Consider the following 2,341-nt stretch of genomic DNA (forward strand, 5'->3'; position numbering starts at 1 on the left):
AATTTGTTTGGATAAAGAAATTGAAAGAGTTAAAGAATTTAAAACTTGGGATCAGATAGATTTTTTTCTTGGTCAGTTTGACGGCTATTCTTGGCTAAGTCGTAGAAGTGTTTTACGCTCACAAGATTCAGTACCATATTTTATTTGGAAAATTGATGATGAAATTATTCCTCATGTTTTTAATCGAAGAGCGATTGTTTTAAACGTAAAAAAAGCTCACTCCACTCATCATCGAGATAGATCTGAAATTATTAAGTGCTTAAATAAGATAAATAAAAAATACAGAAGCTTTATGCAGATACCAGTTGGAGATAAAGACTTTGACCATTTAAAAGATTTACTAAGACTTTACGAAAGAAGAAGGTGATTTTATTTTACCTGGAAAGAATTTAATGCATATGCTTCATTATCCAGATTCTAAAGGCTATACCTTTGATGGGGTACGGCTTTATACTGAAAACTTTGGATTAATTTATGAAGCTAAAAAAATTGATGAATCAATTGTAATTAAAATGGTAAGTAATCTATTTAAAGCAGAAAGCTTTGAGTGGCGGTCACCATATCATTACACGATTAATAAAAGGCCTATTGTGGTTCGTGAAGTAGATAATGGATTGAATGTATGGGCTAATGAGAAATTTGTAAAGAGAATTAGAGATTAATAGATAATGAAATATAAATATACTGATGTACAAATGATAAACGATGAAAATATAGTTCTTGATATTCCATGGGAAGTTTTTAAGACATTAGACTTGGAATGCTTTCGTACTTTTAAAAAAGCAAATGGAGATGAAGTTGTTATTAATGGCAATCAAATAATGATGGCTTTTCCATTAAAATAGGAGGATTAACAATGCGGATTATACCTAACAAAGCAATTATTAATGATTATTTAATTGAAAATTACACACCTAAAACAGTCATGTGGAAAAGCGACTATGATTTAATTATTGAGTCTAATAAAGATGAAAGAATGTTCATTACATTTGATGAATTTGACTTAAATGCATCAGTAGTAAATGTTATTTTTGAACCTAATAGAGAATGCGAAAATTCTGATGAAATTATAGACGGCTTAAATAAGTTAAGAAAAAAATCTGGAATCGATTATATAGATGTTAAAACTACTTTTCGTAATTTTCTTCATACAGATGAAACTAATATTCAAAGACATTATGAATACTTGAAATCAGTTATGGAAGATAATAAAAGTTACGTTAAAGATGAATTGTCCAGATTCCTTGATAAATACGGTAATGATATCCATAAGATTTTGCCTGATTTCAGTCTGAATAAAGAAGACTGGGGATATAACTTGAATGAAAATTATTACTATTTAGTTGATGCGTATACGCTTAAATTTAAGCCCACTGAGGTGGAATTACGTGATATTGAAGATAATTTCATTACCAGTTTTAACTGGAGTGATAGTGATGAGTAATAGTATTTGGAGGAATATCGATAATGTATCCTGAAAAAATTAAAAAACGACTTAAAAAGCAACTTATGGAAGATATTCCTGAAGATGCTAGGAATATTACTTTCATATTCAATAAATATGATGTTGATATTTTTTATAAAATGGGCGATTCTGCTTACTGGAAGCCTGATATTAAATTAGACTTTATAAAACTTGCTTACCAGGCTACAAATAACCCGTTTCACAAAATTTTCATCAAACTAATATCACTCAATAAAAAACTTCGAGAAGTGACTAATAAAAATATTGCTGATAAATTATGGGAGGATAAACATGGACTTTAAAAAAATTGATACTGCTCTTACTGATTTAATGGAACGTAAGAACAAGGCCTATGGTAATGCTTATGCTGATTCTTTCAATGAGTTAGGTTTGATTTATGCTTTTGTTGAAGTGAATAATAAGCTTCAAAGAATTAGAGCCTTAACTATGAATCCTGATATTCCAGATAATGGAGAATCTATTTTTGATAGTTATGTTGACTTGCGTAATTATGCTGAGCTTGCAATTAGTCAAATGATTGAATACGAAACTGTAAGCAAGGAAACTCTAGAAAAATATGGATTATCTGATATATAATACTATATAAGTAAATATTTTATATATCGTTTTATAAACAGGAGTGCGGATGAAAAAGGCAGTTTTTCTACACATGGAGGCAATTCTTAGAGATTATCCTAAAATTGATGAATATATAAAAAACAGGCAGAATAGCGCCTACTATTCCATCGAGGATGACAGATTCATTGCTAGTTTAAGATGGCAGAAAAAGTGCGTAACTGAAGTTCTATTAAAAACTGATTTTGCTACTAAGAGAGTAATTGATGCTTTATACTTTCAAAGAAATCCCAACCTTAC

General features: G+C 29.5%; 7 protein-coding genes. All 7 read left to right on the forward strand.

The annotated features are described in order from the left end of the window. Position 1 precedes the first annotated feature (1 nt). Positions 2 to 367, forward strand: a complete 366-nt coding sequence (locus tag ACNDLV_RS07525) for a hypothetical protein (RefSeq protein WP_498883051.1) — start codon at positions 2 to 4, stop codon at positions 365 to 367. A gap of 25 nt (positions 368 to 392) precedes the next feature. Continuing rightward, positions 393 to 662 (forward strand): hypothetical protein, encoded by a 270-nt coding sequence (locus tag ACNDLV_RS07530; RefSeq protein ID WP_151121109.1) that lies wholly within the window; start codon positions 393 to 395, stop codon positions 660 to 662. Positions 663 to 668: 6 nt separating this feature from the next. Beyond that, entirely contained in the window at positions 669 to 845 is a 177-nt protein-coding gene (locus tag ACNDLV_RS07535) for a hypothetical protein (RefSeq protein ID WP_234977196.1), read from the forward strand. Between the two features lie 11 nt (positions 846 to 856). Continuing rightward, positions 857 to 1,444: a hypothetical protein gene (locus ACNDLV_RS07540; protein ID WP_498883052.1), complete on the forward strand. Its 588-nt coding sequence runs from the start codon at positions 857 to 859 to the stop codon at positions 1,442 to 1,444. Between the two features lie 23 nt (positions 1,445 to 1,467). Further along, positions 1,468 to 1,767 carry a hypothetical protein gene (locus ACNDLV_RS07545; protein WP_167802886.1) on the forward strand — a complete coding sequence of 100 codons (300 nt, stop codon included), beginning with the start codon at positions 1,468 to 1,470 and terminating at the stop codon, positions 1,765 to 1,767. Continuing rightward, on the forward strand, positions 1,757 to 2,062 hold the full coding sequence (locus ACNDLV_RS07550; RefSeq protein WP_048598009.1) for a hypothetical protein: 306 nt from the start codon (positions 1,757 to 1,759) through the stop codon (positions 2,060 to 2,062). The genes ACNDLV_RS07545 and ACNDLV_RS07550 overlap by 11 nt, the downstream gene beginning before the upstream one ends. Before the next feature lie 49 nt (positions 2,063 to 2,111). Further along, positions 2,112 to 2,341, forward strand: a 230-nt coding sequence (locus ACNDLV_RS07555; protein WP_498883053.1) for a hypothetical protein, incomplete at its 3' end; no start/stop codon positions are given.

The organism is Lactobacillus fornicalis (assembly GCF_055362665.1).

Excerpts from the sequence above, each read along its gene's own strand:
- ACNDLV_RS07530 (WP_151121109.1), top strand. The coding sequence starts at position 393 with ATGCATATGCTTCATTATCCAGATTCTAAAGGCTATACCTTTGATGGG.
- ACNDLV_RS07535 (WP_234977196.1), top strand. The coding sequence starts at position 669 with ATGAAATATAAATATACTGATGTACAAATGATAAACGATGAAAATATA.
- ACNDLV_RS07540 (WP_498883052.1), top strand. The coding sequence starts at position 857 with ATGCGGATTATACCTAACAAAGCAATTATTAATGATTATTTAATTGAA.
- ACNDLV_RS07545 (WP_167802886.1), top strand. The coding sequence starts at position 1,468 with ATGTATCCTGAAAAAATTAAAAAACGACTTAAAAAGCAACTTATGGAA.
- ACNDLV_RS07550 (WP_048598009.1), top strand. The coding sequence starts at position 1,757 with ATGGACTTTAAAAAAATTGATACTGCTCTTACTGATTTAATGGAACGT.